The organism is Psychroserpens sp., from assembly GCF_045105015.1.
Classification (GTDB): domain Bacteria; phylum Bacteroidota; class Bacteroidia; order Flavobacteriales; family Flavobacteriaceae; genus Psychroserpens.
This window is the reverse complement of record NZ_JBGCCX010000070.1, coordinates 1-4,408: the sequence shown is the minus strand read 5'-3', so window position 1 is coordinate 4,408 and position 4,408 is coordinate 1. Positions and strand designations below refer to the sequence as shown.

The 4,408-nt window shown below is 31.7% G+C and carries 6 protein-coding genes and 1 pseudogene; all 7 read right to left on the bottom strand.

Annotation, left to right across the window (positions count from 1 at the left end; all coding sequences use genetic code 11):
* Positions 1 to 183, bottom strand: a pseudogene (locus AB8B90_RS05600) (S58 family peptidase); the annotation flags it as partial.
* 159 nt (positions 184 to 342) lie between these two features.
* Positions 343 to 780: a hypothetical protein gene (locus AB8B90_RS05595; protein ID WP_405334539.1), complete on the bottom strand. Its 438-nt coding sequence runs from the start codon at positions 778 to 780 to the stop codon at positions 343 to 345.
* Between the two features lie 246 nt (positions 781 to 1,026).
* Positions 1,027 to 1,206, bottom strand: coding sequence for a hypothetical protein (locus tag AB8B90_RS05590; protein ID WP_405334536.1), 180 nt, complete (start codon positions 1,204 to 1,206; stop codon positions 1,027 to 1,029).
* 95 nt (positions 1,207 to 1,301) lie between these two features.
* Positions 1,302 to 1,673: a hypothetical protein gene (locus AB8B90_RS05585; RefSeq protein ID WP_405334533.1), complete on the bottom strand. Its 372-nt coding sequence runs from the start codon at positions 1,671 to 1,673 to the stop codon at positions 1,302 to 1,304.
* 149 nt (positions 1,674 to 1,822) lie between these two features.
* On the bottom strand, positions 1,823 to 2,554 hold the full coding sequence (locus AB8B90_RS05580) for an FRG domain-containing protein (RefSeq protein WP_405334531.1): 732 nt from the start codon (positions 2,552 to 2,554) through the stop codon (positions 1,823 to 1,825).
* A 178-nt stretch (positions 2,555 to 2,732) separates the two neighbouring features.
* A complete protein-coding gene (locus AB8B90_RS05575) occupies positions 2,733 to 3,470 on the bottom strand; it encodes a DUF6090 family protein (RefSeq protein WP_405334528.1) in 738 nt (245 codons plus the stop codon).
* Positions 3,471 to 3,664: 194 nt separating this feature from the next.
* The coding region (locus AB8B90_RS05570; protein WP_405334526.1) for a tyrosine-type recombinase/integrase at positions 3,665 to 4,408 on the bottom strand (744 nt) is incomplete at its 5' end.

Below are 4,408 nucleotides of genomic sequence, written 5' to 3'. Positions count from 1 at the left end.
ATTTTCTCCTTGACCTGAAATAATTGTGCTATATCCAACCTCAACACCTTTCACGTCTGTAATTGCATTGAATTCTCCTGTTTTTCCGACAAAAGGAACTCCCAAATCCCGTGCTCTTGGTTTTTGAGCATACGATTGGGAGTAAATTAGTGATACTAAAAAAACTATAAATATTCTTTTCATATTGATTGGTTTTTAATGTGGTACAACGGTCTCGTATAAGAATAGTTGCGGGTTTGCGTGCGAGGATTTTCCGAAGGAAAATCAGACGTAGCAAACACGCAACGACTTTTGATTAAGCACTAAACCGCAATTATTTTTATACATTGTTGTACACCGTTTTTATTTACATTCTTTTATTAAATTCCAATCAACTATTATAGTTTTAGTTGTCGGATTAAATTCAAATTCTGTTATTTTTTCTTTACAATTTAAAGTCAGATATTCCTTTTCAAGTTTGTCAGTATAAAAATATCCTAATAATTGTCCCCAGCAATATGTTGGCAGACAGTTTTCTTTTTCAGATTCCGAAAGTTGTTCAAATTCCGCTATCGAAATATCTTTAAAATATGGGATTTCAAATTCGCCAATATTCAATTTCCCATTATTCAATTCTATATTTTTAATTTCTATAAATAATCCTGCGTAAGAGATGACCAAACTGTTATTTTTAATCCCAGACTCTAAGGGCAAAACAAAATTTCCGTCAAAGTCCGCCATTACTCCTTTGTCAGATTTTTTAAATTTAATTTCAGCTCCAGGCAATGATAAAGAATCCATCAATATTGTTCCGCTAACTTGACTAAATATAATATTTGTCAAGGCAAAAAATATAATTATTAATATGTATTTCAGTTTTTTCAAATGGTGTTTCTCAAATGGTGTACAACGTGTTTGTGTATGGTTAGTTGCGTTGGCTAGCAACTAAATTAGTAAAAGAAAACGAACCAGAGGAAAATCCGTAGGATTTTCCAAATAAGCACTTGCCAAAGCAATTAATTATACACGGTGTTGCCCACAGTATTTTTATTTTAATTCAATCCATAACATAATCGAAAATCCGATTGCTATTAATATTCCAATTCCGTTTAAGATTTTTTTGTTCTTAATAATTAGTGTCAGAATAAAGTCAGCCAATAAGCCAACTAAACCTAATGACATTAACCCAACCATAGCTACAACTCCCCAACCTTCTTCATATGACAATATTTTCCATTTAGCAATTGTGTAAATTATGCAACAAACTAAATAGATAAGAAAATAAACTCTTAAAATTGTCCACTTTTTCACTCGATTCATAATCAATAAATTGGTGCATCAAATTTTACTATTATTGTGTCATTCTCTACGATAAAGTCAACCCAATGGTCAAGTGAACCTCCATTCGTATAATATCCTCCACCACTAATTTCCTTTTTTCCAGTCGCGCGAGTAAAAGTCAGAGAGTAAGCTCCGTCAGATTTGTTTTTACGCATCGATAAAAATTCCGTAACGCTTTTATTCGGTTCAATTCGGTCAATTTTTATTACTTCCAGTTTTTCAGTCGTCGTAAATTCCACATTTGTTATCGGTTCGCTTGAGTCATTTTTAATTTTCATCTCAATCCCATCCTTTTTGTAGAAAAAACAAGAGTTTAAACTTAAAATTAACGTTAATGCAAGCAGTTTTTTCATATTGTGGGCAACGTTGTTGTGTATGGTTAGTTGCGTGGTTAAGCACCTAATTTAATAAACAAATACGAACCCGAGAAAATTCCGAAGGAATTTTCCAAATAAGCACTTGCCAAAGCAATTAATTATACACGGTGTTGGCAACTGCTTTTTTATTTTATTTCATCATCAATTTCTGTGTCGATTTCTATTTCTATTGTGCTATCCCAATATTTATAGTTTTCAGAAAACCAACTTAAGTGTTTAGATAATCCTTCTAAATCTGGAAATAGATTCAGATAATTTATTCCATATTGGTTCAGCATATGAATAAGTTCTTCTTTAATTTCCTTTTTAATTATTAATCTTTCAAGTATTCCAATTTTATTTTTAGAGTTTAAATCAAGTTTCGGATTGCTATGTACTGAAAAGTAACCTAATTGATTTATAATTCTATTTGACGAGGAATTCGGTTGATGAAATCCAATTTTAATCTTATGCTCTTTTAATTCGAATGGATTCATTTCCTTGACATCTATCATTTCAATTGGTCTATAAACATATATGCAACCGTCTGAATCCATATTTTCAACCGCTGCAAAAAAAGTCGCAACTAATGGGTTATGAGTCCAGTCCAATAAGCGAGTTGGTAATCCATTATGTTGAGCTATTGCAAGTAATTCCCATTCGGTTTTATTATTTATATCAATGTATGCCATTGCTCTGCGTTTCCATTGCTTGTAGATTAGAAAATCGTCAGTATTTGAATATGGTTTTCTGCCGGCTTTTGGGACTAATTTCCAATCAGCGTTACTCTGTCCTCTAAATTTATTCCAGCTAGATTTTCGGTACTTTTCAAACTGTCCGTGTAATTCATTAATATTTGAAATTATTATCTCTCTCATTTAATTCGAAGTGGGAATATTAATTGTTGTTTAGTTGTTGCCAACGGTCTTGTGTATGGTTAGTTGCGTGTTTAAGCAACTAATTTAGTAAACAAAAACGAACGCGAGAAAATTCCGAAGGAATTTTCCAAGTAGGCAATTGCCAAAGCAATTAATTATACACGGTGTTGTGCTTTCGTTATTTTTTTCTTGATTTAAGTTCCTGTTTAATTCCTTCAATTACATTGTCTATGGCCTCAATTATTTCTACTTCTTCGTTTACCAAATTACTTCTATACCAAAGAGACAACTGTAAGGTTTTTAGAAGGTCGTTATCTGTTAAAAACTTATCATAGTTTTTTATTTTTAATTTGTAAACCTTAATACTGTCTGTATGTTTAAATCCATAATTTATAGGTTCATTGGTATCAAGAAACAAATACTTCATTTGATAAGGATATAATTGCGCTGTAATATTTAAACTAGAGTTCTTAAATCCAAAATCATCTTCTAACCGTTTTAAGTCCAATTGAAACAAGTTAGATATAGAAACACGCAAACTATCATTAGTCAAGGTATTTAGACCAATGTTTTTTAAATTTTCAAAAGCACTTGTTTTAGGGATTATATTAAATTCACCACCAGCATCGGCAAATAATCTATATATAGAATCAGAATATGACTTTTTATTAGAGATATCAATTATAAGCTGTTGAGTTGATTTAAGTGATTTTTTATGCTGTGAAATTGCATTTTGGATATCATTTTTAGTTTGAATTAAATCACTTTTTAATTCAGTGTAAATCTGTATTTCTTGTTTTTTTACTTTTCTATCCTCATTCCAATTATTAATTTGAAGCGCTATTAAAATTCCGATAACCACAAGAATAATTTCTCCAATTGCATATTTAAAATACTTCCCAGTTTTGTTTTCCATCAGTAAGTTTTGTCTAATTTTCCTAAAGAATTTTATCATTGGTTAGCGGTTTCTGGTAATGAAGCACAACTTGTTTATATGCGTTATTGAATGCTCTATAATGTTCTAATACGGCAGGATAAGGGTGGTTTTCGATTGTTTTTTCTATCCCTATTAGTTCCATTCAATATTTTATTTTTCAATATAATCACTTTTTATAGATTGTCGAAAGGATTTTTTATTTGATTTAAATTCGTAGAAGATACATGTGTATAAATCATTGTAGTTTTTGGGCTGTTATGTCCCAATAATTCCTGTATGTATCTTATATCTGTTCCATTTTCCAATAAATGCGTTGCAAAACTGTGGCGCAAGGTATGGAGAGTTGCATATTTACTTATTCCCGCTAGTCGCAATGATTTTTTTAAAACCTGTCTTGCACTTACTTGTGTGTAAGCTTCTCCAGAGCGTCCTTCAAATAGAAAATAGTTCGGTTTGTAATGGTTTATGTAGGATTCTATTAATGGAACTAGGCTAGGGGAAAGTAAAGTATACCTATCTTTTCTGCCTTTTGCTGATCTAATATGGATAAGTCCACGTTCCGTATCAATATCATGAGGTCTAATGTTTAAAGCCTCCCCAATTCTAAGCCCTGCCGAATAGACTAGGCTCAGTAAAGTTCTATGCTTTAAGTTTGTGGTGGAGTCTAGAATGGCTTTGACTTCCGGTTTGCTCAGTACGCTAGGTAATTTTTTATCCTTATTGGGTCTTGTTACCTCAATATCATCTACGGACAGCCCTTTAAAATTTAGAAAATGTTTTATGCCACTAATGCACTGATTTTGGTAGGACACAGATTTTCTAGTCTTGACTATAAAGTCATAATTAAACTGCTCTATGCTTCTAGATGAAATTGATTGAATATGCTTTAGTTCTATATAGCGAAGGAACAGGCCGGT